Below are 20,420 nucleotides of genomic sequence, written 5' to 3'. Positions count from 1 at the left end.
AGCGCGGCGACGCCGTCGGGTCGGCCCGCGGCCAGCGCCACGGCGGCCGCGTGGGCCACCCAGTGCGCGGGGTCGTCGACCAGGTCGGCCAGCACGGGAACGGCGCACCGCGCCCCCAGCGCGCCCAATGCCTCGGTCGCCGTCACCCGCAGCGGGAGCGGCTCGCGAGCGGAGGTGGCGGCGATGACGCCTTCGACCGAGAGAGGAGCGCCGATGCGCCCGAGGGCACGGGCCGCGCGCAGGCGCACCTCCGTGGAGCGGTCGGTGCGCAGCATCGCGACGAGCACGGGCGCCGACGCCACCGCGCCGATCAGGCCGAGGGCCTCGGCGACCTGGGCGCGGACGAGGTCGTCGGCCTGACCCGCCGCGTCGAGCAGCGGTGGGACCGCTTCCGGGCCGATCTGCCGCAGGGCGGACATGACCAGGTGCTGCGGCAGCGGGGGCGTGCGGTGCAGACCGTGCACGAGCGCCACCGCCGCGGTCGGGTCGGCCAACCGACCGAGGGCGCGCACGGCCACCGCCCGCACCTCCGGGTCCCGGTCGTCCAACAGCCGCATGAGCTGCGCCGTCGCCCCCGGTCCACCCACGGCGCCGAGCAGGTGGGCCGACCTGGCGCGCACCACGGCGCTGCGCCGGTGCGCTCCGCGCATCGCCCGCTCCACCGAACCGCGCCGTTCGAGCAGACCGATCACGGCCGTGCGCGCCTCGCCGCGCACCTTGCCCAGCATGGCGACGGCCACCGGCTCCACCGCGCGCCACGTGCGCGCGTCCACGTTGACCAGCCGTTCCACGACCACGGGGTCCGTGCCGTCTCCGGCGACCAACCGGACCAGCCACGGACGAGCCGACGCCACCAGGCGCGCCCGGCGCGCCTCCGCGACCCGGAGCCACCACCGACCGGCGAGCACTGCCAGCGCGAGGACGACGAGGGCGACGGCGAGGCACACCACCGCGACGACCAGCACCTCGCGGTCGACCGACGGGGACACGGGCGACGTCATCGCCGACTGCGGGCCAGGACGGCGCGAACCCGACTGGCCAGCTCGCGGGGGCTGAACGGTTTGGTGAGGTAGTCGTCCGCGCCCCAGGCGAACCCGCCCTCGACGTCGCCCTCCTGGGCGCGGGCGGTCAACAGGATCACCGGTATGGCGGCGGTGGCCTCCGCCGCGCGCAACTCCCGGCAGACGTCCAACCCGGTCATCCGGGGCATCATCACGTCCAGCACGGCGATGTCCGGCATCGCGTCGCGGGCCAGGGCCAGGGCGGTGGCACCGTCCTCGGCGACGAGCACGTCGTAGCCCGACTGCTGGAGCTTGAACACCACGACGTCCCGGACATCGGCGTCATCGTCGGCGACGAGCACGGTGGTCATCGGAACTCCCGAGTTCTCGGTGTCGCCCCCGAAGTACCCTCGCACTAGCCCTTTCAGTCCATCAATTCACAGCCGAACGGACTAGGTGGACGAACCGCGGTCCCGACGCCTCCGCGACCCACGGGCTGCTGGTTCGACCACGTCGTGAGCTCCACCGACCGGATCGGGGCAGGAGCGCACCGGGGTCACGGATGAGGCGGGTCCAGGACGACCGCGTGTTGGGGCAGCACTCCGGGCAGGCCGTTCCCGTGACCGGTCACCCCGGCATCCCCGAGACCACCGGCCCTGGCGAACACGCCGGCCAGCACCCCGGCGACCGCCGCCGCACCGCCCGCCACCGCCAGGCCGGGACTCCCCGAGACCAGACCCACCAGCCCGAGCACCACGAGCACACCGCCCGCCCACACGCCCCACCGCCACCGCGCGCGCCTGCGTTCCGTCGCCGCGACGCTGTGCACGGTGAACGTCAACTCACGCGCGCACACGACGCACCGAAGCCGGTGCGGCACGGCCGGTTCTCCGTTCGCGGGACGCCGGACCTCCCACGGCACGGCACCCCGGTACTCGAACGAGGCCTCACCCGGCGAGGTACGCGCCCAGAAGTTCACGCGATGACGCACCACGGCACGATGACTCCTAGCCGGTTCCACCGGCACGCCACACCCCTTCCGCTGCGGAACCCGCACGCGCGAGCGCGCGGACGTTATCAAGAGGTGCCGACACAGCGGTGTGATGACGTCAGCCGTCACGATCCGGAGCGGTCGGCGTCGGCGCGCCGGGACCTCGGCTCGTTCCGCCGATGGACTCCTGCTCACCCGGCGGTCGGACCGAGCCCGTCGACTTCGGGGGCAGTTCGTCCCTGATGGCCGCCAGCTGCCCGCGCAGCCTCGCCACAGCGCGGCGGACCGCGGAGCGGACCTCGGTCGGGTCGGTCACGGCGAGGTGGTCCTCCAAGGCCGACCCCGGCGACCCGACACCATCGCTCACCGATGCATTTCAACCGGGCGGTTCGTCGCCGAACCCCTGCCGTGCGGGCGGCCCCCGCCTGTCACGACCACGACACGTGCCTTCCCGAACCGGTTTCGCGTCTCCGCGTCAGGGCACCCGCAGGCATCGGGTCGGGCGGTGAAGGGTGTGGCGGTGTCACTGACGGTGAACGGCAGCCTGCTGGCGGGTCGCTACCGGTTGCTGGAGTCGGTGGGCGTCGGCGGGATGGCCGAGGTCTACCGCGCCGAGGACGTGGTGCTGGGTCGCCAGGTGGCGGTCAAGGTGTTCCGGCCCGGCTGGGACGGCCACGGCCCGGCACCGGTTCGAGGCGGAGGTCCGCACGCTGGCCGGGCTGTCGCACCCCGGCCTGGTCCCGGTCCACGACGCCGGCACCGGCGGCGACATGCCGTTCCTGGTGATGCGGCTCATCGAGGGACGCACCCTGCGCGACGAGATCGCCGACGGCGCGTTGCCGGCGCGTCGGGTGCGGCGGCTGGGCGCGGAGTTGGCCGAGGCCTTGGCCCACGTGCACGCGCGGGGTGTCGTGCACCGCGACGTCAAGCCGTCCAACATCCTGCTCGACGACCGGGACAAGCCGTACCTGGCGGACTTCGGCCTGGCCCACCTGCCCGGCGCGACCCGGCTGACCCGCACCGACCAGATGGTGGGCACCGCCGCCTACCTCGCCCCCGAGCAGGTCCGCGGCGGCGACGTCGACCACCCCGCCGACATCTACGCCCTCGGCCTGGTCCTGCTGGAGTGCCTCACCGGCCACCGCGAGTTCCCCGGCAGCGAGGTCGAGGCGGCCGTCGCCCGCCTGCACCGCTCCCCCGCGATCCCCGCGCACCTGCCGGCCGACCTGGCGAGCCTGGTGTCGGCGATGACCGCCACCGCCCCCGATCAACGGCCGACCGCCCTCGACTGCGCCCGCGCTCTGCAGCCCAACACGGTCGATGACACCGTCCCGGTTCCGGTCCCCGTCGCGGAGACCGTCCCGGTGGAGGCGCCGCGCTCGGCGCGGGTGCCGCGCAAGGCGCTCCTGGCCTCGGCCGCGGCGCTGTTGGGCGCGGTCAGCGTCGCGTGGGCGATCGCCCCCGGGGCTCAACCGGTGAACTCGACGCCGACGTCCGGCAGTTCCGCGACCACCACGTCCTCCACCACAACGGTCCCCGTCACCACCGCGCCACCGCAGACCGCGGCACCGGTGACGGCTCCGACCGAACAACCCGCCGCAGGGGTCGACACCGCCACCCCCGCTCCGGCCGTCCCGGAGATCGGGCGGCAACCAGCCGCCGGGGTTCCGGCCGCGGAACCGGGTGCGAAGAAGCAGAAGGACAAGCCGCAGCCACCCGGCAAGGGCAAGAAGTAGCCGGCGCCGCACAGGTCGGCCTGCGAACGGCGCGACGTCACGTCCTCGCGCCCGGGTGCGAACAGCCAGGGTTGAGGACCACCCGATCGGGGTAACAGTGGATGCCAGGACGCGTCCGCGTCCGGCGCAGTCCTGACCGGGATGCCCCATCGATCGACCAGGGACCACAGCGATGAGCAGCCAAAACCTCCCCGTCGACGGTTCCGTCGAGCACCGCGGCGACACTTCCCCCGCCGGTCGCAACGGCACCGCGACTCCCACTCGGACGAGCACCGAGCCGCCCGCCGACGCCGTCGCGACCCCGATCGCCGTCGCGACCCCGATCTACGACGAGCTGGCCGCCCGCTTCGGCCTGCCGCGCGGCCACGAGGGCGCGGAGTCCCGCGTCGACACCCCGCAGCGCGACACGACCTCGTCCGACACCGCGGAGGCTGACGGGGAACCGGTGGCCATGCGCCCGGCGTGCTGACGAACCGCCGGTCATCGGATCCGCGCTCGTCGCGTGGAGGTCGCCGGGGTCACGTCGTCCGTGGTCATGGGCTGATCGGATCGAGCGCACGTCGGGCGCGGCGCGCCCCTGCCGGAGACGACCGTGATGCCGGTTGGTCGTGTGGCCGCTCAGGTCTACGGTGGGGTGCCGGGCTGTCCGGTGCGCCTCGGCGAACCACGCGGGGCGGCAACCGTGAGGCGGTCGCGTGAGCGTCGAGAACGATCCCGAGCCGCTGGTCCTGGGCTTGACGACCGAGCAGATGCCTCCTCTGGTGCAAGTCCGGCGGTGGACGGCCACCGCGCTGGCGGACCTGGACGACGACCACCTGGAAGCGGTGCTGCTGATCAGCACCGAGTTGTTGACCAACGCCTACGAGCACGGCAGCAGTCCCTACGGCGTTCGCCTGCGGCGCGGCCGGGTGCCGTGCCGGGTGCGCGTGGAAGTCGACGACACCTCGCCGGACCAACCCGTCGTCGGACGCTCCCGGCTCGCCGACACCCGCGGCAGGGGCCTGATCATGGTGGACAAGCTGTCCTGGAAGTGGGGCGTCTCCCCGCTGCCCGACGGCGGCAAGACCGTGTGGGCGACCATCTCCTGTGATCAGGAGGGCTGGATTCCCTGCGCGGGGAACGGATGAGTCCACCGCGTTCGGCGCCGCTGCACGAGTCCGTGTCCTGTGCCGCGGTCGTGGGTAGTCCGTCCTTGACGTGACCCCGACCGCGGAGGCCGAGATGCAACCGTTCCTGTTCGCCCCCTGGGCGTGGCGCGATCCCACTTGGCTGCCCGGCGGTGACACCGGCCCCGATCGCGGGCGCGACGCCGCCGGTACCGGGGAGCGCCCCGACACCGGTCTGATCGGCTACGCGGTGGAGGCCACCGACGGCGCCATCGGCAAGGTCGACGAGGACAACGCCGAGGTCCCCGCCGACTGCCTGATGGTCGACACCGGCCCGTGGATCTTCGGCCGCAAGGTCGTCCTGCCCGTCGGCACCGTGCAGCGGGTCGACCACGAGGAGCGCAAGGTCTTCGTGGACCGCACCAAGGACCAGATCAAGGACGCCCCCGAGTACGACCCGAACGACGCCGACCGCGACGGCTACCGCCAACGCGCCGGCGACTACTACAGCGAGAGCTACCGGCTGGTCCCGCCGATGCTCTGACCCTCCAGGCGGTGCCCGCGATCCGGGGGACCGGATCGCGGGCAGCACCGTGCGGCGGCGTCAGCCGCCCCCGTGTCCGCTGTCGTGTCGGCGGGAGCCGATGACGGCCGCCGGGCCACCGCACCGGGTGCCGCGACTCGGGCGTTCGAGACCACGTTCCCGAACGTCGACGGTAGTCACAGCGCGGCGAGGGTGGTCACAGCGCGGCGAGGGTGTCGCGGCAGAGCTGGAGCTCTTCACGCGGTCGCACGACGAGCACCGGAACGGCAGCGTCGGGCGGGGTGACCGGTCCGTCGCCGTCCGGTTCGGCGGTCAGGTCACCGGGGATGCCGAGCAGGGACAGGCCGGCTACGACGTCGGCGCGGACCTCGGGTTGGTCCCAGCCGATCTCGCCGGTGAACACCAGCGCGTCGATCCGGTCCAGCGAGGTGGCCGCGGCGGCGAGTTCGCGCCGCACGCGGTGGGCGAACACGCGCAGCGCCAGTGCGGCCTCCGGGTCCTCTCCCGCCGCGGCGACCAGGTCGCGGGTGTCGCCCGACCTGCCGCCGGACAGCCCGAGCAGGCCGGACTCGTGGTTGAGACCGTGTTCGAGGGCGTCGAGGTCGAGACCGTTGCGCAGCAACCACAGCAGCATCCCGGGATCGACGCTGCCCGAGCGCTTCGACATCGCCACGCCCTCCAGCGGTGTGAAGCCCATGGAGGTGTCGACGCTGCGCCCGTCGCGCACCGCGCACACCGAGCAGCCACCGCCCAGGTGGGTCATCAGCACGCTCAACCGGTCAGCGGGCCGGTCGAGGACCTCGGCGGCCCGGTCGAGCGCCCACCGGTAGGACAGGCCGTGGAAGCCGTAGCGGCGCAGGCCGTGCCGCTCGCGCCACCGGGCGGGCAGCGGGTAGGTGGCGGCGACCTCGGGCAGGTCGGCGTGGAACGCGGTGTCCGGGCACAGCACGTGCGGCACGTCGGGCAGTCGCTCGCGCAGCACGTCCAGCAGCCGCAGCGCGGGCGGCACGTGCAGCGGCGCCAACTCCTCGGCGCGGTGGGCCGCGGCGATGGCGTCGTCGTCCACCGGGGTCGGTGCGCGCAGGTCCGGGCCGCCGTGCACGAGCCGGTGCCCGACGGCGGCGACGTCGTCCGCGCCGTCCAGCAGGTCGTCCAGGGCACGGCTGGCTTCCTCGGAGTCCGGCGAGCCCTCGACGTCGACGGAATCCCGGACTTCCTCGCTGCCGGTGTAGACCAGGTGCGCCTTGAGGCTGTTCGAGCCGGCGTTGACGGTCAGGACGGTGCTCACGAGCCCCACCGCCAGTCGGTGATCTCCTCGGGGTCCGCGCCGTCGCGGTGCGCCGCCGCGCGCAGGTCGTCGCGCTCGACGAGCAGCCGCTCGGCCAGGTCGTCGCCGTGGCCGGCGCGGCGCAGCGCGTCGGCGGCGAGGTCGTGGCGGCTCATGCCGTTGCTGACCAGCAGGTCGTACGGCGTGGTCGTGGTGCCCTCCTCCCGGTAGCCGTGCACGTGGAAGCGCTGGGTGTCGGACCTGCCGTGCAGGGTCTCGTGCACCGCCGACGGGTAGCCGTGGAAACCGAACACCACCGGGACGCCCTCGGGGAAGCACCCGGCGAAGTCCTCATCGGACAGACCGTGCGGGTGCCGGTCGGCGGGTGCCAGCGACAGCAGGTCCACCACGTTGACCACCCGGACGGCCAGGTCGGGCGCGCGGTCGCGCAGGATCGACGCCGCCGCCAGCACCTCGACGGTGGGGATCCCGCCCGCGCACGCCAGCACCACGTCCGGGTCACCGCCGGTCGAAGCCCACTCCCACACGCCCGCGCCCGCCGCGCAGTGCCGCTCCGCGGCGTCCAGGTCCAGCCACTGCGCGCCCGCGTTCTTGCCCGCGACGACCAGGTTGATCCGGTCGGTGGAGGCCAGGCAGTCCCGCAGGGTGACCAGCAGGGTGTTGGCGTCCGGCGGCAGGTGGACCCGGACCGCGGACGCCTTCTTGGTGAGCAGGTTGTTGATGAAGCCGGGGCCCTGGTGGCTGTAGCCGTTGTGCTCCTGCCGCCAGCCCTCGCTGGTCAGCAGGTAGTTCAGGCTCGCCACCGACTCCCGCCACGACACCTCGCCGGACATCTTGAGGAACTTGGCGTACTGGTTGACCATGCTGTCCACGATCGAGGCGAACGCCTCGTAGCACGGGAACAGCCCGTGCCGCCCGGTCAACAGGTAGCCCTGCAGCCAGCCCTGGCACAGGTGCTCCGACAGCGCCTCCATGACCCGCCCGCCGGGCGCGACGTGCTCGGCGGTGTCGGGCAGCGGCCAGGTGAACGCCCGGTCGGTCGCGTCCAGCAGCGCGCCGAGCTTGTTGGACTCCAGCTCGTCGGGGCAGACCACGCGGAAGTCGCGGCGGTCCTCGGTGGCACGCACCAGCTCCGCCAGCCACTCCCCCGCCGTTCCCGTGGCGCTGGTCGACCCGCTGCCCGGCTCGGGCACCTCCACGGCGAACCGCGCGAGATCGGGCAGCGGCAGGTCGCGGCGCAACCGGCCGCCGTTGGCTTCGGGCACACGTCCCAGGCGCAGCTCCTCCGGCGGCAGCCCGGCCAGCAGGTCGTCGTGCGGGCGGCCGTCGGCGTCGAACAGCTCCTCGGGCCGGTAGGACCGCAGCCACCGCTCCAGCAGCGCGAACTCCGCGTCGTCCTCGTGCACGCCGCCCAGCGGCACCTGGTGGGCGCGGAAGGTGCCCTCCAGCGGCTTGCCCTCGGCGTCGTGCCCGGGCACGCCCCAGCCCTTCGGGGAGCGCAGCACCAGCATCGGCCACACCGCCCGCTCACCCGGCTGCCACCGCTCCCGCACCGCGGCGATCTCGGCGTGCGCCAGGTCCAGCGTCTCGGCCAGCAGCGCGTCCGGGTCGTCGGTGCGCGTCACGTCCACCACGTACGGCGACCAGCCGGCGCCGCTGAAGTAGGCCACGAGCTCCTCGTCGTCCATGCAGCCGTAGACCGTGGGCGAGGAGATCTTGTAGCCGTTCACGTGCAGGACCGGCAGCACGGCGCCGTCGGTGCGCGGGGACAGGTACTTGTTGGCGTGCCACGACCCCGCGGTGGGACCGGTCTCGGCCTCGCCGTCACCGACCAGGCAGGCCACCAGCAGGTCCGGCTTGTCCAGGGCGGCGCCGAACGCCGTCGCCAGCGCGTAACCCAGCTCCCCGCCCTCGTGGATCACCCCTGGGACCTCCGGGGACAGGTGGCGGGGGAAGCCACCCGGCAAGGAGAACCGGCGCACCAGCTCGGTCAACCCGGCGCCGTCCAGGGACAGCGCCGGGTCCAGCCGTGCGTGCGTGCCCTCCAGCCACAGGTTCGCGTGCACCGCCGGCGCGCCGTGACCCGGACCGGTGACCAGCAGCGCCCGCTGCCCGGTCCGCCGGACCAGGCCGTTGAGCCCGCCGTAGAGGAAGGTGATGCCGGGGCACGTGCCCCAGTGCCCGAGCAGCCGCGGCTTGAGGTGCTCACGCCGCAGCGGCTCCCGCAGCAGCACGTTGTCCTTCAGGTAGATCATCGCCGCAGCGGCGTAGTCGCAGGCACGCCGGTAGCGGTGAGCGGTTCGGGCAGCGGCGTGCGCCGTGGTCGTCATGCGACCGGGTTACCCGCCGGACCCGCCGGGCCACACGCCGCGGCGGGCCCGCGATCGACTCCCCGCCGGGGCGGTCTCGCCGAAACAGACCGCGACCGCGGGATCAGTCCTTGAGGGGGTCGTGGCCCCAGTTCATCAGGGAGTAGCGCCACTTCGTGTGCTCCACGTCCCCGTCGGGGCGCTGCGCGAGGTGGCGGTGGACGTAGCCGACGACCTTGCGCATGTGCGCCTGGTCGTCGTCGGTCAGCTCGCCCTTCTTCTTGCGCAGCAGCTCGACGATGCGCCTGCCGGACTCGTGCCCGACCGACTCCCCGCCGTCGGACTGGCCCACCGACTTCGACTCGTCGGTGGCCAACCACCGCTCCAGCTCGGTCGCGGTCATGTTCACGGCGTGGTCGAACTCGCCGCTCACGAGTCGTCCTTCAGCGCGGAGGGCTTGTGCACCGCGTCCTTGCCGCTCTTGTCGCTGCGCACGCGGTACTGCGGGTCGTCCTCCGAGGCCCGCACCGTCCGCCCCGCCGCTTCGGTGTCCTCGGTGATCTCCTCGACCACCTCGCCGTGCACCGTCTGCCCGTGACTGGACCAGGTGACCTCGTCACCCTTGTCGAACTTCTCCTCACCCATGAGCGCAGTCTGTGTCGTCCGACCGGCCCCCGCACCACGGTGGGACGCCGGTCAGCCACTTTCACCCGGTGGGATGACCGGCGCGATTTGCCCCGTCCAGCCGGAGAGGGCCGCGGACTGCGCGGTGAAAACGAGGGAAGAATTCCGACGGGCGAGCGCGCCGCCGCGGTCAGGCGTCTTCGCGGTCAGGCGTCTTCGCTATCGGCCTCGGGTGCCCCGGGGTCGTCGTCCCGTTGGTCGTCGGGCAATGACGAGCCCGGGTCGCCGAGGCCTTCCTCCTGCTCCGCGGGCGCGCCTCACTGGACGGGCGGGTACCGGTCCTGCTTGAGCAGGCGCGCCAGGTGTACCGCGTTGTTCGCCAGCTTCTTGTTGGTCGAGGCCACCGGGTCGGGCGTCCGCTCCAGCTCGATGTAGTCCTTGGGCGTCATCGCCTCGTTGTTCCAGTACGTGCCGCCGCTGGCGGGGATGGTGAAGCCGACGTCGTTGAGTGCTTGGAAGCAATCGGCGATGATCTTGTGCGCGCCGTCCTCGTTGCCGACCACGGCCACCACCGCCACCTTGCCGTAGGTCAGCAGCCGGCCCTCGTCGTCGGTCTCCGACAGTTCCGCGTCCAGCCGCTCCATCACCCGCTGCGCCACGCTGGACGGGTGACCCACCCACGTGGGCGTGGCCAGGACCAGGATGTCCGCGGCCAGGACCCGTTCCCGGATCATCGGCCACTCGTCGCCCTCGCCCATGTCCTTCTCCACGCCGGGACGCACCTCGTGGTCCACGACCCGGATCAGGTCACCCGCCACACCGTGCGCGGCCAGCTCGTCGAGCACCTGCCGGGCGAGCTTGTCGGTGCTCGACGGCTCGGGCGAGGGCTTGAGGGAGCAGGTCAGCGCGAGCGCGGTCAACGTCGTGGGAGCCATGCACAGGGCCTACCCACTCAACCCGACCCCAATCGGCGCGGCGTCGGGGGCCCCGTGGCCCACCCGATCGCGGATCGCCCGTCGGTGGACCGTCCCCGCCACGAGAGCGGGGACCAACCCCTGGCGCACGATCTTCACTCGGTCGAGTGGTCGGTGACCCGCCACGCAGTGCACCGCCCTGTCGTCCTCGCACTTCCCGGCCCCTGCACGGTCCACACCCCCCGTGACCCGCGGCGAAGCGGAAGTGCAGACGACCGAGGTCGGGGTACGCCGCGCCCATGACCCTCAACCCGATCCAGGTTCAGAAGTTCCTCTCCGGTGTCGACTACCCCGCCACCAAGGACGACATCGTCGACGCCGCCCGTTCCCAGGGCGCCGACGACGACACCCTCGACGCCCTGCGCGACCTGCCGCGCGACGACTTCAACTCCCCCAACGACATCAGCGAAGCCATCGGTCAGCAGAAGTAGAGAGGGGGCGGGCCGGGACGACGAACACCCCACCTCCCGACCCGCCACCCGCTCCACGGATCAGCGAACCCGCCGCAAGCGGCGAGTGGTGTTGCGGTCAGGACGGTTGGAGGAGAGGCGCTCATGGGTGAGGTCACCGCGACGGACGTGCTGCTGGACGGGTTCCAGCGGATCAGCCAGTCCGTGGAACGCGTGCTGGACGGCCTGACACCCGAGCACCTGACCCACCGGGTCGGCGGCACCGCCAACCCGATCGCCTGGTTGGTCTGGCACCTCACCCGCGTCCAGGACGACCACGTCGGCGACGTCGCCGGCACCGAACAGGTCTGGACCGCCGACCACTGGGCCAAGCGCTTCGCCCTGCCGCTGCCCACCGACGACACCGGCTACGGGCACGACAGCGACCAGGTCGCCGCCGTCACCGCACCCGCCGACCTGCTGCTCGACTACCACCGGGCGGTGCACGATCGCACCGCGGCCTACGTGCGCGCCCTGAGCGCCGAAGACCTGACCCGCGTCGTGGACGAGTCCTGGGACCCACCCGTGACCCTGGCCGTGCGGCTGCTCAGCGTCATCGAGGACGACCTCCAGCACGTCGGCCAGGCCGCTTTCGTGCGCGGCGTCCTGTCCGGCAAGTGACCCGGGTTCCCCCAGCTCGTCCGCGCCTCCGTCCTCGTTGGGCTCGTCGGCCCTCAGGTGAGCCCACGGGCGGCTGGACCCCGACAGGTCGATGACGCCAGTCATTCGGCACGTGGATCTTCTCTGCGCCGGCAAGCGGGACACGACCCGATGTCGTTGACGCACGGCGAAGTGCTCGCCGGGTGGGCGGTGATCGTTGTTGCACCGCATCGGGTGATCACCGGAGCGTGATGATGATCTTGCGTCTGGGTAGACAATCCGCGACGCCACACCTTCGGCAGGGAGGACAGCCATGATCACCGACGAGAACCCCGCGAACAGACCCCGGCCCGCCGAGCCGTCCGATCACCTGGTGCTCGAACTGGTCGGCGAGGTGCCTGATCTTGCGGGAGTTCGGCGCTGGACGGGCGAGGTCCTGGCCGACCTCACCGAGGACGAGATCGCCGACGCGAAGTTGGTGGCGTCCGAGCTCGTGACCAACGCCTACCAGCACGGGCAGCACCCCTTGCAGCTGCGGCTGCGACGCACCCGTGCTCTGATCCGCGTGGAAGTGACCGATCTGTCGCCGCGCCTGCCGGTGGTGGGCCGATCTTCGGCCTGGGTGGCACGCGGTCGCGGGATGGTGCTCGTGGACCGGCTGTGCCGACGTTGGGGAGCCGTGCGCCACGCGGTGGGCAAGACGGTGTGGGCCGTTCTGGCTCGCCAACCCGGGCGCACCACCACGATGTCGACCGGTTGACCCATCCTCGACTGCGCGACACCGGCGTACGACGAGAGCGAACCACCCTTGTCGGCCACGCCACCGGACCCGCGCGGCAGGGGATGGACCGCGGCACGGGTTCGCGCTCCGCCGAGCCGCAGGACGGAGCCGCGACTTCCACCGGCCTCGGGCCGTTGTCGGCGGCGCCACATGCCGACAACGGCCCGACGCCCCAGGCGGAACACCGGGTGCGGTTCGCATCGACCACTCGGTGAAGGCGGTGGCAGGTGTCGGACGACCGCGGCGTCGGGCGCGCCACCGGTGGCCACCGGTAGGTCCGCCACGCAGACCACGTCGCCGCCACGCCGGTCCGACGACAGGTACATCGGGCGTGACGCCTGCCAGTCGCCCCGCCGGCAGACGAGGCAAGACCACCGGCCGGACGTCACGCGGGCAGGAACCTCCACAGGTGGTCGGGGGTGCCGCTGTCGCTGAACTGCACGACCTGGGCCGAGTCCCCGAGCGACATGCCGTCGACGGCGAGGACCTTGCCCGAGTTCTTGTTCTGCACGCGCCACGGGCCGTCGGTGCTCGGCCTGAGCCGCCACAGGTGGTCGGCGGTACCGGTGTCGGAGAAGACGTGGCCCCAGCCGACGACGGTGACCCCCGGTGTTGCTGTCGCCGCCGCCGACGTACATGCGGTTCTCGCTGGTGGTGGGGATCAGGCCGATGTCGTGGTCGTCGTGGCCGGCGCTGACGGTGCCGATGAACTCGCCCTTGCCGTCGGCGATGCGGTGCCCCACCTGCCCGCAGTGCTCGGCGGTGAGCAGGTAGCGCCGGTTCGCGCCGTCCCGCACACCGAACCCCGAGGTGCACAGCGAACTCGCCGTCTGGTTCCAGGTCCGGGCGCCGCCCCACCACGGCGGGGAGTCGTCCTGCCGGGACACCTCGCGCATCGGCTCCTCGTGGCGGACGCTGAGCGGCACGTCCACGAGGTCGGACACCGCCGTGAGCGACGCGCTCGCCCGGACACCGGCGGTCGGGTGCGCGGCGAGCACGAGGCCGCTGCCGTCGCCCGGGCTCTTCACGCCGTGGAACCCGCTGTCCGGATTGGCGTCCAGCCAGGCCCGGACCTCCCCTGCCGCGGCGGCCAGTTCAGCAGCGCTGTGCGCGTCGGGGGCGAGACGGACCGGGGTCCGCCGGGACTGGCGCTCCACGACGGCGGCGACCGACTTCGGCACCGCCCCCCTCCACCACAAGGTGACGTCCGCGTCGCCCAGGACGATGCCGGCGTAGCCGGGTTCGGACGTCCGCTGGACCTCGGCGAAGACGGCCTCCGCCGCCTCCACCAGCGGCCGCTGCGCGCGGGACCGATCGGCCGCGGCGACGGGGGGTGCTCCGGTGTCCGCGTGGACCACCAGCCCGGCGGGTGCGATGACGACGGCCGCGGCGCACAGGACCGCGGCGGTCAGGGACGTTGTTCGTTTGGTGTGCTTCACCGTGTTCCTCCTGCAGGGTGGGAGCCCGCTGCCGCGGTCGACCGCGACAGCGGGTCGAAACCGGGAATCACGCGGTGAGCAGGGTCAAGCCGTAGGTGGACAGGATCTCGTTCACCGGCTGGAACCAGGTCCGGCCGCCGGACGAGCAGTTGCCGTAGCCGCCGGAGGTCACGCCCTGGGCCTGGTCGCCGGTGATGAACGAGCCGCCCGAGTCACCACCCTCGGCGCACACGCTGGTGCCCGCCATCTGGTGCACGTCGCCCGTGCGCGTAGTGGATCGTCTCGTTGCGGGTCTGGATCATCCCGCAGTGCCAGCGGGTGGTCGAGCCCGAACGGCACACCGAGGTGCCGACCGGACCGGACCATCCGCACGCCGACTCCCACCACTCGGGGCCTCCCGTCGGGATACCGCACGACAGGTGGCGCCCACCTCGGACACGGCAGTGTGACCGGCCGAGGCCGCGCGGTTCGCCGACGCGAGGCGGGCTACCCGTCGGCAACGGTGACCACGGTCGAGGGACGGGTGGACATGACGAAGCTCTACAGCACCGCGGCGGTGTCCCGGGACGGTCGCGTCGAGGTTGACGGCGCCGAGCCCACCGCACTGGCCGTCACCCAGCCGGCCGAACTGGGCGGCAGCGGTGGCGGCTGGAACCCGGAAGGCCTGTTCGCGGCAGCCCTGGCCACCTGCGTGCACCAGAGCCTGGTGCTGCTCGCCTCGTCCGGCGGGCACGACACGCACGGGAGCGCCGTGCGCGCGGAGGTGTCGCTGAGCGAGCACGGCGCGCAGCAGTACGAGATCAACGCCCGCCTGTTCGTGGAACTGCCCAACGTCGCGGATGCCGAGCAGCGCCGCACCCTGGTGGACCAGGCCGCACAGCACTGCCCGCTGGCCGACGGATGGGAGGTGTCCCTCGCCTGACCTCCGCTGGCCGAGGACCAGGATGGGACTTCGACCGATTCACCGGTCGAGTGCCGCGAGCAGCATGGTGTGCGGCAAGGCATGGGCCACCACTCCGTCGCGGCCGACCGTCGTCCGCGCGGACACCAGGGCGTTGAGGATCGCTTCCTCGACCGACTCCACGACCGCGTCGAACAGCGGACCGATGTGGTTGTCGGACAGCATCGTCACCCGCTGTTCGCGCGGCACGTCCACGCCCAACCCACCGGCTTCGACGCGGTTGGCGACGCTGAACGCGATCACCAGGTCGCCGCTGGTCGGTTCACCGGTGCCGCCCGTGCGCGCGATGCCGAAAGCCGCGCGTTGGGCCAGTCGATCGCATTGGTGCGGCAGGAGGGGCGCGTCGGTGGCGACCACGACGATGATCGATCCGGCGCCCGGCACGGGAACTGCCGGTCCAGGTGGAGCGGGGAGGGGCACCTCCTGCGCGCCGATGAGGCGGCCCACCGGCACACCGTTGACGGTGAAGCGTTCGCGCCGGCCGTGGTTCGCCTGGACCAGGACGCCGACCGCGTGTCCGTCGACCATGCGGGACGCCGTGCCAATGCCGCCCTTGAAGCCGTGGCAGACCATGCCGGTACCGGAGCCGACGGCGCCTTCGGCGACCGGGCCACCGGTGGCGTCGGCGAGTGCGTCGTGCAGGTGCTCGGGCCGGACGTGGAAGCCGTTGATGTCGTTGAGCAGCCCGTCCCACGTCTCTCCCACCACGGGCAGGCACCAGTAGAGCTCGTCCGGTCCTCTCGTGGCGACCTCGGCGGCAACGAGCGCGTCACGCACGACACCGACGCTGTGGGTGTTGGTGAGCCCGATCGGTGACGTCAGCGTGCCGGACTCGCGCACCCACTCCAGGCCCGTCAGCTCGCCGTTGCCGTTGAGACGGTGGCACCCCGCGAAGACGGGCCTCCTGCCCAGCGACCCGTCCGCCGGCACGACCACGGTGACGCCGGTGCGCACCGGGCCGAACCCCTGCCGGAGACGCCCGTCGCCGCTGATCAGCGTGCGGTGCCCGACCTTCACGCCGGGCACGTCGGTGATCGCGTTGAACGGGCCCGGCTCACCGACCCCGACGCTGATACCCAGATCCCGAGCGCGCACCACACCTCCAGCGTTCGACGGACACCGCACCTCACTTTGCACAGCAAAGCCGCAGGAGCACAAGCGGACCACCCGGGAGACCCCGCCGATCGACCCGATGGCCCTGACGCCTGAGCGCTCCACGTGAGAACCCTTGATCGAGACGAAGCAACCATATCAATCCAGACTCGGTTAATTGTCAACCAGCGCGTCTACCTGCACTTCCGTCCGGGTGCCGTAGCGCCAAGTCGATCCGAGCCACTAGAAACACCCCCATGACTTTGCACGACAAAGTTTGACCGAAAGCACCGCACTCCGGTCCGCTCGCCCACCCCGGAAGGGACGCAGTCGATGACCGAACCCGCCCGAGCGGCACGCCGTCGCGTCGCGACGGTGTCGTTGGTGCTGGTCGCTGCGCTGGTGACGCCATCGCACGCGACGGCGTCACCAGCCCCGACGGAGGCCACGCCCTCGGCGGCGGTCCGTTCGTCCATGACGGACACGGCCAAGGCCTGACCTCGGGCATCAACAACCCCTGCGGCACCTCCGGCCCGACCGACACCTTCCACCAGCCGCTCAACAAAGCCCTCAACGCCTACGACCTCCGCCTGGTCACCGGCTAGGACGCCGGCTCGGGCGGGTCATGTCCACCAGCACCTCCAACCCTCGGGAGTCCCCCGTGAAGCGATCCTCCGCACGCCGCGCCATCGTGGGCGCCGCCGTCGCCCTGCTCACCGCCGCCGGCCTCGCCACACCCGCCTCGGCGACCACCGAGCCGGACCTCACCGCCCAGGCCTCGGCCGTGCGCAACGCCGTCGTCGACGCCGCCAAGTCCTACCTGGGCCTGCCCTACCGGTACGCGACCGGCTGGACCTGCTCGCGCCAGGCGATGGACTGCGAGTGCTTCAACCGCAACGCGATCTGGGACGGCACCGCGCGGGTGACCGGGCGCGGCCTCCAGCTCAACTACTGGCTGCAGGGCCAGATCAACCAGGGCAGGCTCACCACCACCCCCCGCCCCGGCGACCTCGTGTTCTGGGACACCGACCCCCACGACGGCATCCCCTACGGCGGCGACTACGACCACACCGGCATCTACATCGGCGGCACCACCGTCATCGACGCCAACGCCGTCGCCGGACGCGTCCGCTACGACAGCACGACGTTGGGCGGCTCCTACCGGCCCATCTACGTCGACGTCCTGGCCCCCAACGGCTACTGACCACGAGGTCCCGCGCGTCACGCCGAACGCCGACCGATCGCCACATCGAATCCCACGGGGCGGCTTCCCCGCCTCCCGATGCCAGGCGAACGCCACTACGACGCACGACGCCTCCGGAGGTCGCATGTACAGGACAGGCACCGTTCTCGCCGCCGTCGCCGCTCTTGTGATCGTCTCGACCACAGCGAGCGTCGCCCAGGCCGACCCGCTCCACACGACCGGACTCGACGCCGTCACCGAGCAGACGATCACCCTCGACACGAGGTCGGTCACCGCCGCGGAACCGGCGGACGACGCCGACTCCGGTGACGAGGTGACGGCCCAGGGCCGTTACGGCAGCACGTTCCCCAGGGACTCCGACGGCCACGTGCCGGAGTACTTCGGCAGCTACACGGGCTGCTCCGACGGCGTCATCGGCCGCGCGACCTACACCCGCAGCGGCGGCGTCACCAAGTGGACGATCCGCTACGACACCTGCGAGATGCGCCGACTCGGCGCCGGCGACAACGACTGGACGCGCCTCAAGGCCCACGAACGGGCGCACACCCGCGGCTGGGGCCACTGGGAGGCTCCCCAGTCGGACAACCCCGCCTACTACCCGAAGGTCCGGATCTGCGGCTGCTGACCCACCCATCGCGGATCAGTTCGCGCACACGCCACCGGCCTGCGCACCGCCATGATCACGGCGTGCGGGTCGCGGTTGCCCACGGGAACCGCGACCCGCACACGCCACGTGACGCACGACCCACCGGGCGGCGGCCAACCGAACCGGGATATCTCGGCGCCCGTCGCCGTTGACGCCGAGTGTGGCCGCCAACGGAGTCCTCGACGCAACTCGGCGCACGTACGGCGGGGGAAGCGCTTTTCACCCGAGGTCGTCAGGCGACGTTGTCCGGTGACCTGTCGTGCTCGGCCCGCTGGGCGACCAGTGCCACGACGTCGGTCACTGCGCGGTCGCGGCGGAAGGCACGTCGCTGCCGGCTCGCACCGTTGCCGTTAGTGATCAACTCGTCCACGAGGGTCTTCACGGCCTGCAGTTCGCCTGTCATGGCCAGCGCGGGTTCGACGTGGCGCAGCAGGCGGTGCAACAGGTCGACGGCCGGAACGGGGCGGATGGTGTCCAGGTCGACGCCCACCCCGTCCAGGCCGTCACGCGCGGCGCGCCAGTACGCCATGCGCAGCGCGTCGTCACCGACGCGAGGTGCTTCGACACCGTCCTGAATGGACTGCAACGACGTCATGACCAGCGCTCGCACCAGGGCGGCGAACAGCACCGCTTCATCCACAGTGGACTGGACGTCGCTCACCCGGACCTCCACGGTGGGCAGGTGGGAGGAGGGGCGGACGTCCCAGTAGACCATCTTCTCGTCGAGCACGCTGCCGGAACCGACGGCCATGTCCACGACGGCCTCGTAGTGCGCGAGCGACTCGAAGTACGGCGGGGCGCCGGCGCACGGCCAGCGGCCGACGATCACCGACCGCCAACTGGCGTAGTCGGTGTCGACGCCGTGGTTGATCGGCGAGTTCGCGGTGAGCGCCAGCAGCACGGGAAGCCACGGCCGGACGTGGTTGCAGACCTGGACCGCGGTCTCCCGGTCGGGCACCTCGACGTGGACGTGGCACCCGCACACGACGTTCTCGGGCGCGAGCTGCCCGTACGCGTTGTTGATCCTGTGGTACCGCGGGTCGTCGGTGATCGGCGGTCCCGGTGCGTCATCGGCCGGGGCGGTGCCCACGGCGAGCAGCGTGCCGCCGCACCGCGACGCCGCCTCGGCGGCGGTGGAGCGCAGGAACGTCAGCTGCTCGCGCACCTCCGCCAGGGTCCGGCACACCGGCGTGTTGATCTCCACCTGCGCCCTGGTCAGCTCCAGCTCCAGCGCACCGCCCAGATCACCGGCCACCTCGACGACGTGGGCGCTGATCGGGAGCAGGTGCCCGGTGGACGCGTCCGCCAACAGGAATTCCTCCTCCACGCCGACTGTCGGCACACCGGGCATTTCCGGATCCGCAGACCACAGCACAGGGGAAAACGACGCCATCGCCAGCCTCGCTCACAGTTTGATCACCGCCCGGTCGGGACCGAGGGTTACCCGCAGTCACCTTCTGCAAACCGATGGCCCATTCGGACCACGGACGGGTGGTCGGTCGACCCATAAGCCACATTCCCGACATCGGATCGTGCTTTGGTCTACTCCGCGCGCGGGTGGCGGGAAGCTCGCGCAAGCGCATCTCGGCCTGCGTCTCCATCGCCGCCGGCGATGCCCCGCACCGCGCCTCCGCCATGCCGCCCCGCCCGAAGCGAAGGACGCCCTGCGCCATTCGCAGCAACCCGGGCACACCTACCGCGCGGCGACCGGCCCACCGACGGAGTTTCCTCCCGTACCGACTTGGATATGGACACGATTGTCGTCCCCCACGCGCGATGGCCGGGACCTTCGCTACGCCGACCTTCAGGGACGGGGTTCGAGGTCGGCGTGGTTATCTGTGCGCGCACGCGCCGCACCTGCGCAGGTCGCGCGTGCTCGTTGGTCCCGGAGGAACGAGGTGGAACGATGGCTGGACCGGCTGAAGGCCGCGCGGACGAGGTGATCCAGCGGCTTGACGACGTCACCGCCGCGTTGACGGGCCTGTCGGACGTCCTGGACCAGGAGGAGGACCTGTCGGTCGTCATGGACCGGGTGTGCCGGCAGGTCGTGGGCGCGATCCCCGGCGCCGACCTGGCCAGCGTGACGGTGCTGCGCGACGGCACCCCGGAATCCCTCGCCTGGACCGACCAGCAGACCCTCGCCGTGGACCACGCCCAGTACGGGGCCGGCGAAGGTCCGTGCCTGGAGGCGGCCGAGTCCCGGCAGGTGCAGCGCGTGGCGGTGGCGGAGGCGGTCGACCGCTGGCCGGCGTTCGCCGAGGCGGCGGCAGGCCTGGGAATCCACAGCTACCTGTCGGCGCCGTTGTTCATCGACGACGAGTACCACGGTTCCCTCAACCTCTACAGCACGCAGAAGCACGGCTTCCAGGAACTCGACGCCGCCCTGCTGGAGCTGTACACCACCGCGATCGAGGCGGCCCTGCGCAACGCCCGCCGCCACCTGCGGGCCCGCCGGCAGGTGACCCAGCTGCGCGAGGCGCTGACCTCGCGGGCCGTCATCGACCAGGCCAAGGGCATCGTGATGGCGGTCCACCGCATCTCCGCCGAGCAGGCGTTCACGATGCTGGTGGAGCGGTCGCAGCGGGAGAACCGCAAGCTGCGCGACCTGGCCCAGCACTTCGTCGACGAGACCACCCGCCCCGCTGACTGAACGCCCGCCGCCTCGACCGGGTCTG

The 20,420-nt window shown here is 72.1% G+C and carries 24 protein-coding genes and 2 pseudogenes; 13 read left to right on the top strand and 13 right to left on the bottom strand.

Translation table 11 applies throughout. From position 1 onward, the window contains the following. The 4 genes from ACFQ3T_RS05130 to ACFQ3T_RS05115 all read right to left on the bottom strand — a co-directional run. Nucleotides 1-989 (bottom strand): HEAT repeat domain-containing protein (locus ACFQ3T_RS05130; protein WP_380720345.1); only part of this gene is annotated, 989 nt, incomplete at its 3' end. A gap of 8 nt (nucleotides 990-997) precedes the next feature. Next, entirely contained in the window at nucleotides 998-1,372 is a 375-nt protein-coding gene (locus ACFQ3T_RS05125; RefSeq protein WP_380720342.1) for a response regulator transcription factor, read from the bottom strand. A gap of 185 nt (nucleotides 1,373-1,557) precedes the next feature. Continuing rightward, entirely contained in the window at nucleotides 1,558-1,857 is a 300-nt protein-coding gene (locus ACFQ3T_RS05120) for a hypothetical protein (protein WP_380720339.1), read from the bottom strand. A gap of 253 nt (nucleotides 1,858-2,110) precedes the next feature. Further along, the gene (locus ACFQ3T_RS05115) at nucleotides 2,111-2,359 is read right to left on the bottom strand and encodes a hypothetical protein (RefSeq protein WP_380720337.1); all 249 of its coding nucleotides are present in this window, start codon (nucleotides 2,357-2,359) and stop codon (nucleotides 2,111-2,113) included. A 319-nt stretch (nucleotides 2,360-2,678) separates the two neighbouring features. Here ACFQ3T_RS05115 and ACFQ3T_RS05110 point away from each other — a divergent pair. The 4 genes and pseudogenes from ACFQ3T_RS05110 to ACFQ3T_RS05095 form a co-directional block, all read left to right on the top strand. Next, a pseudogene (locus ACFQ3T_RS05110) lies at nucleotides 2,679-3,728 on the top strand (protein kinase domain-containing protein); the annotation flags it as partial. Nucleotides 3,729-3,900: 172 nt separating this feature from the next. Then, complete coding sequence (locus tag ACFQ3T_RS05105) at nucleotides 3,901-4,197, top strand: hypothetical protein (protein WP_380720334.1); 297 nt, start codon at nucleotides 3,901-3,903, stop codon at nucleotides 4,195-4,197. Nucleotides 4,198-4,423: 226 nt separating this feature from the next. After that, on the top strand, nucleotides 4,424-4,855 hold the full coding sequence (locus ACFQ3T_RS05100) for an ATP-binding protein (protein ID WP_380720332.1): 432 nt from the start codon (nucleotides 4,424-4,426) through the stop codon (nucleotides 4,853-4,855). A 70-nt stretch (nucleotides 4,856-4,925) separates the two neighbouring features. Further along, on the top strand, nucleotides 4,926-5,378 hold the full coding sequence (locus ACFQ3T_RS05095; RefSeq protein WP_380720329.1) for a PRC-barrel domain containing protein: 453 nt from the start codon (nucleotides 4,926-4,928) through the stop codon (nucleotides 5,376-5,378). A gap of 196 nt (nucleotides 5,379-5,574) precedes the next feature. Here the strand turns inward: ACFQ3T_RS05095 and ACFQ3T_RS05090 are convergent, their stop codons facing one another. The 5 genes from ACFQ3T_RS05090 to ACFQ3T_RS05070 form a co-directional block, all read right to left on the bottom strand. After that, nucleotides 5,575-6,666 (bottom strand): acetate/propionate family kinase, encoded by a 1,092-nt coding sequence (locus ACFQ3T_RS05090; RefSeq protein WP_380720327.1) that lies wholly within the window; start codon nucleotides 6,664-6,666, stop codon nucleotides 5,575-5,577. Then, the gene (locus ACFQ3T_RS05085) at nucleotides 6,663-8,996 is read right to left on the bottom strand and encodes a phosphoketolase family protein (RefSeq protein ID WP_380720324.1); all 2,334 of its coding nucleotides are present in this window, start codon (nucleotides 8,994-8,996) and stop codon (nucleotides 6,663-6,665) included. The genes ACFQ3T_RS05090 and ACFQ3T_RS05085 overlap by 4 nt, the downstream gene beginning before the upstream one ends. A gap of 103 nt (nucleotides 8,997-9,099) precedes the next feature. Further along, nucleotides 9,100-9,408, bottom strand: a complete 309-nt coding sequence (locus ACFQ3T_RS05080) for a DUF3140 domain-containing protein (RefSeq protein WP_380720322.1) — start codon at nucleotides 9,406-9,408, stop codon at nucleotides 9,100-9,102. Beyond that, nucleotides 9,405-9,620, bottom strand: a complete 216-nt coding sequence (locus ACFQ3T_RS05075) for a hypervirulence associated TUDOR domain-containing protein (protein ID WP_141976616.1) — start codon at nucleotides 9,618-9,620, stop codon at nucleotides 9,405-9,407. Before ACFQ3T_RS05075 ends, ACFQ3T_RS05080 begins: the two co-directional genes overlap by 4 nt. A 296-nt stretch (nucleotides 9,621-9,916) precedes the next feature. Then, nucleotides 9,917-10,534 (bottom strand): flavodoxin family protein, encoded by a 618-nt coding sequence (locus ACFQ3T_RS05070; RefSeq protein WP_380720318.1) that lies wholly within the window; start codon nucleotides 10,532-10,534, stop codon nucleotides 9,917-9,919. 278 nt (nucleotides 10,535-10,812) lie between these two features. On the opposite strand from ACFQ3T_RS05070, the gene ACFQ3T_RS05065 reads away from it, so the two are divergent. From ACFQ3T_RS05065 to ACFQ3T_RS05055, 3 genes are all read left to right on the top strand, one after another. After that, nucleotides 10,813-11,004 carry a DUF2795 domain-containing protein gene (locus ACFQ3T_RS05065; protein WP_380720316.1) on the top strand — a complete coding sequence of 64 codons (192 nt, stop codon included), beginning with the start codon at nucleotides 10,813-10,815 and terminating at the stop codon, nucleotides 11,002-11,004. 123 nt (nucleotides 11,005-11,127) lie between these two features. After that, a complete protein-coding gene (locus tag ACFQ3T_RS05060; RefSeq protein ID WP_380720314.1) occupies nucleotides 11,128-11,643 on the top strand; it encodes a mycothiol transferase in 516 nt (171 codons plus the stop codon). Nucleotides 11,644-11,935: 292 nt separating this feature from the next. Continuing rightward, the gene (locus ACFQ3T_RS05055) at nucleotides 11,936-12,382 is read left to right on the top strand and encodes an ATP-binding protein (RefSeq protein WP_380720311.1); all 447 of its coding nucleotides are present in this window, start codon (nucleotides 11,936-11,938) and stop codon (nucleotides 12,380-12,382) included. Nucleotides 12,383-12,788: 406 nt separating this feature from the next. Here the strand turns inward: ACFQ3T_RS05055 and ACFQ3T_RS05050 are convergent, their stop codons facing one another. Then, complete coding sequence (locus tag ACFQ3T_RS05050) at nucleotides 12,789-12,953, bottom strand: RICIN domain-containing protein (protein ID WP_380720348.1); 165 nt, start codon at nucleotides 12,951-12,953, stop codon at nucleotides 12,789-12,791. Nucleotides 12,954-13,012: 59 nt separating this feature from the next. Between ACFQ3T_RS05050 and ACFQ3T_RS05045 the strand changes: the two genes are divergently transcribed. Continuing rightward, nucleotides 13,013-13,177 (top strand): hypothetical protein, encoded by a 165-nt coding sequence (locus tag ACFQ3T_RS05045; RefSeq protein ID WP_380720309.1) that lies wholly within the window; start codon nucleotides 13,013-13,015, stop codon nucleotides 13,175-13,177. Between the two features lie 36 nt (nucleotides 13,178-13,213). After that, nucleotides 13,214-13,639 carry a hypothetical protein gene (locus ACFQ3T_RS05040; RefSeq protein ID WP_380720306.1) on the top strand — a complete coding sequence of 142 codons (426 nt, stop codon included), beginning with the start codon at nucleotides 13,214-13,216 and terminating at the stop codon, nucleotides 13,637-13,639. Nucleotides 13,640-13,909: 270 nt separating this feature from the next. Here ACFQ3T_RS05040 and ACFQ3T_RS05035 read toward each other — a convergent pair. Further along, nucleotides 13,910-14,207, bottom strand: a pseudogene (locus tag ACFQ3T_RS05035) (S1 family peptidase); the annotation flags it as partial. Between the two features lie 164 nt (nucleotides 14,208-14,371). Between ACFQ3T_RS05035 and ACFQ3T_RS05030 the strand changes: the two are divergent. Next, nucleotides 14,372-14,764, top strand: coding sequence for an OsmC family protein (locus ACFQ3T_RS05030; RefSeq protein ID WP_380720303.1), 393 nt, complete (start codon nucleotides 14,372-14,374; stop codon nucleotides 14,762-14,764). Nucleotides 14,765-14,803: 39 nt separating this feature from the next. On the opposite strand, the gene ACFQ3T_RS05025 is transcribed toward ACFQ3T_RS05030, so the two are convergent. Continuing rightward, complete coding sequence (locus ACFQ3T_RS05025; RefSeq protein ID WP_380720300.1) at nucleotides 14,804-15,898, bottom strand: DmpA family aminopeptidase; 1,095 nt, start codon at nucleotides 15,896-15,898, stop codon at nucleotides 14,804-14,806. Nucleotides 15,899-16,556: 658 nt separating this feature from the next. On the opposite strand from ACFQ3T_RS05025, the gene ACFQ3T_RS05020 reads away from it, so the two are divergent. Both ACFQ3T_RS05020 and ACFQ3T_RS05015 read left to right on the top strand, forming a co-directional pair. Beyond that, nucleotides 16,557-17,099 carry a C40 family peptidase gene (locus ACFQ3T_RS05020; RefSeq protein WP_380720297.1) on the top strand — a complete coding sequence of 181 codons (543 nt, stop codon included), beginning with the start codon at nucleotides 16,557-16,559 and terminating at the stop codon, nucleotides 17,097-17,099. A gap of 124 nt (nucleotides 17,100-17,223) precedes the next feature. Then, nucleotides 17,224-17,724: a hypothetical protein gene (locus tag ACFQ3T_RS05015; protein WP_380720294.1), complete on the top strand. Its 501-nt coding sequence runs from the start codon at nucleotides 17,224-17,226 to the stop codon at nucleotides 17,722-17,724. A gap of 253 nt (nucleotides 17,725-17,977) precedes the next feature. On the opposite strand, the gene ACFQ3T_RS05010 is transcribed toward ACFQ3T_RS05015, so the two are convergent. Continuing rightward, nucleotides 17,978-19,096, bottom strand: a complete 1,119-nt coding sequence (locus ACFQ3T_RS05010) for a carboxylate-amine ligase (RefSeq protein ID WP_380720291.1) — start codon at nucleotides 19,094-19,096, stop codon at nucleotides 17,978-17,980. A 555-nt stretch (nucleotides 19,097-19,651) separates the two neighbouring features. On the opposite strand from ACFQ3T_RS05010, the gene ACFQ3T_RS05005 reads away from it, so the two are divergent. Next, entirely contained in the window at nucleotides 19,652-20,395 is a 744-nt protein-coding gene (locus tag ACFQ3T_RS05005; protein ID WP_380720288.1) for an ANTAR domain-containing response regulator, read from the top strand. Nucleotides 20,396-20,420 lie beyond the last annotated feature (25 nt).

This window comes from Saccharothrix hoggarensis (assembly GCF_042678885.1).
Classification (GTDB): domain Bacteria; phylum Actinomycetota; class Actinomycetes; order Mycobacteriales; family Pseudonocardiaceae; genus Actinosynnema; species Actinosynnema hoggarensis.
The sequence above is the reverse complement of the archived record's forward strand: the minus strand, read 5'-3'. Positions and strand labels throughout refer to the sequence as shown.